This is a genomic window from Spirulina sp. CS-785/01 (assembly GCF_028330525.1).
GTDB lineage: Bacteria > Cyanobacteriota > Cyanobacteriia > Cyanobacteriales > Spirulinaceae > JAQMSD01.
In genome coordinates, this window is sequence record NZ_JAQMSD010000347.1 from 1 (window position 1) to 3,037 (window position 3,037).

Genomic DNA, 3,037 nt, shown 5'->3' on the forward strand with positions numbered 1-3,037 from the left:
CGGCGAAGGCGGTGAAGGTGGTGAAGGTGGCGAAGGCGGTGAAGGTGGCGAAGGCGGCGAAGGTGGCGAAGGCGGTGAAGGTGGCGAAGGCGGCGAAGGTGGCGAAGGTGCGTCCACTGGCAACCCTGACGTTGACTATATGACCGCTTTAGGCTTAATGAAAGGCCATCTTATTGTTGCCCAAGAATTGATGGATGAGGAAGCCTACGAAGCCGCAGAACCCCATATCGGTCATCCCGTTGACGAAATTTATGGGACAATTGAAGGGAAGCTAGAGGAGCGTGGTGTTGAGCCGTTTAAGGAACAATTAACGGAACTCCATGACCTCTCGAAGTCTGCCCCCGCAGCATCGGAAACCAAGGAAGCCTTTACGGAAGCGATGGCCGAAATTGATGATGCGATCGCAGCCTTACCCGAAGAACAACGCACCTCTCCCGATTTTATCCTCCCCGTGATCAACCAACTCCTCGCCACCGCCGCCGAAGAATACGAAGCGGCCATTGCTGACGGAAAATTTGTCGAAGTCCTCGAATATCAAGATTCACGGGGGTTTGTCCTCTACGCCGAAGAACTGTATGGCAATATTGCCGAACAAATGCAGGAAGAACAACCAGATGATCACGAAACCATTACCGAAAGTTTAGACGAACTGAAAACCGCCTGGCCGTCCGTTCAACCCCCAGAGTCTCCCGTGAAAACCACCTCTGAGGTATTGGGGTTAGTGTCCCAGATCGAATTAAATAGTTAATCTCCCTCCTTTAATTCTCAGTCAGTCTTGACCCCTGGGTCAGTATGTGAGTGAGTGTGGTGAAAATTCCCAGAGAATAGGAAGTTTCACCCCATTCACTCTTTTTTTGCCCCTACCTCCCTCCCAAAATTAGGGCTAAAATACAGGACAATTGGGTGTCTGCGTTAAACTCTTTTCTTTGGGAATCACTGACCCGTTTAAACCATGAAACGTCTGCAAAGTTTATTATCTCAACCCTTTTGGCAACAAGGGAAAAATTGGATTATTGCTGGAACGGTGGGAAGTTTGGTCGTTGTTCTCCGCTTTGGGGGGTTGTTGCAAATTTTGGAGTTGGCGGCCTATGACGGGATGTTGCAACTGCGGCCTCAAACCCTAGAAAACTCTCGTATTGTCATCGTCGGGTTTGATGAAGATGATTTAGAGTATGCCGGGGGTTGGCCGTTTTCGGATACCATATTGGCGGATTTACTGAAGAAAATTAAAGCCCAAGACCCGGTGGCCATTGGGTTGGACGTTTATCGAGATTTACCTGTTGGGGAGGGATATGAGGAGTTAGAACAGGTGATGCGTTCGACTCCCAATTTAATTGGTATTAAGAAAATAGTCGCAGATGATAACAATGTCAGTTCTAATTCCCCCACAACGGCCATTCCTTCTGATCAGTCAGTGGCCATTGCTCCTCCTCCCGTCCTTGCAGAGTTAGGACAAGTGGCCTTTAATGATATTCCTTGGGATATGGACGGGAAAACCCGTCGCATTTTTCTTTATGGAGAAGACTTAGAGGAAAATATTGTTTTTGGGATTGGGTTTAAGTTAGCTTGGCTTTATTTATCCCAAGAGGATATCGGCATTGAACCGGAGACGGTGAAGGAAGACCAAGTAAAACTGGGAGATGTCATTATGCCTCCGTTGTCTCCCTATTCGGGGGGATATATTCGGGAAGATACGGCAGGATATCAGATTTTGCTGAATTATCGAGGGCCCCAGGGGACATTTCCGGTGGTGTCGTTGCAAGAGGTGTTGGAGGGGGAGATTGCGTCGGATTTATTCCGCGATCGTATTGTCTTAATTGGGTCCACTGCACCCAGTCTCAAAGATATCCTCCTCACCCCCTACAGTGACCCCTTACTTGGAGACCAAGAACGAATGGCCGGGGTTGAAGTCATTGCTCATACTACCAGTTCTTTAATTAGTGCGGCCTTGGGGGAACGGGGGTTAATTATGCCTCTAGTTGAACCCTTAGAACTACTCTGGATTTTTGTATGGTCTGGGGTAGGTGCAGTCTTGATCTGTCGTTGGAAAACAGTGGATGACATGGCCCGGATTTCCTTTTGGCAAACCGGGGGGATGTTTGTATTGGCCAGTGGGGTGTTGTTGGGGTCGGTGTATGGAGCATTTTTAGGCAATTGGTGGATTCCCGTAGTCCCCTCCTTTTTAGCCTTATCGGGGGCTGCGGTGACGAAAATAGGGGTCATTCTGGTGGAAAATTTGCGCCGTTCCTATCAGAAAATTGAAGACTATGCGCGGACATTGGAAATTAAGGTGGAACAACGGACGGAGGAGTTAAGGAATAAGAATCACCAATTAGAGCAAACCTTACAAGAGTTACAAAAAGCCCAACAACAGATGATTGCTCAAGAGAAATTGGCGTTTTTGGGGTCACTCACGGCAGGGATTGCCCACGAAATCCGAAATCCCCTTAATTTTGTTAATAATTTCGCCAAAATTTGTTTAGAGTTAACCGAGGAAATTAAGGAAGAATTAGATGCAAATGCAGAACAGTTGGATGAGGAGGCAATAGAAACCTTTGAAGAAATTTTTGTGGATTTCCAAGAGTCAGTGCAGAGTATTCACCAACACGGCAAGCGCATTGAAGCCATTATCGAACAAATGATGATGCACGCCCACGAAGAACGCGGGAAACCTGTGTCCACTGACCTCAATGTTTTACTAGAAGAAGCAGTACAATTAGTTTATCATAATTATCATGCTAAAGCCAAGGATTTTGACCCAAAAATTGTGAAAGAGTTGGATGACTCTTTGCCTCCCATGAAGGTCATTCCGCAAGATTTAAGTCGAGCCTTTCTGAACATTTTAAATAATGCCTTTGATGCAGTTCATCAACAAGTGAAAGAGCAGAATAATGGTTATATAGCATTTTTATTGGAGTTGTAAACAAAGAGGTCAGAATGGAGTAAAATTAAAATATCGAGAATTCAGGAAAATTGTTATGGAAAGTCAACAAGAACAATATATTCAAGAATTAAATGAATGGATTAAAAAAAATCC

At 45.9% G+C, this 3,037-nt stretch carries 2 protein-coding genes; both read left to right on the top strand.

Features of this window, described 5'->3' with window-relative positions; genetic code table 11:
- Nucleotides 1–748, top strand: a 748-nt coding sequence (locus PN462_RS23095) for a hypothetical protein (RefSeq protein ID WP_272131218.1), incomplete at its 5' end; no start/stop codon positions are given.
- 204 nt (nt 749–952) lie between these two features.
- Complete coding sequence (locus PN462_RS23100) at nt 953–2,923, top strand: CHASE2 domain-containing protein (RefSeq protein WP_272131219.1); 1,971 nt, start codon at nt 953–955, stop codon at nt 2,921–2,923.
- Nucleotides 2,924–3,037 lie beyond the last annotated feature (114 nt).

Excerpts from the sequence above, each read along its gene's own strand:
- PN462_RS23100 (WP_272131219.1), top strand. The coding sequence starts at position 953 with ATGAAACGTCTGCAAAGTTTATTATCTCAACCCTTTTGGCAACAAGGG.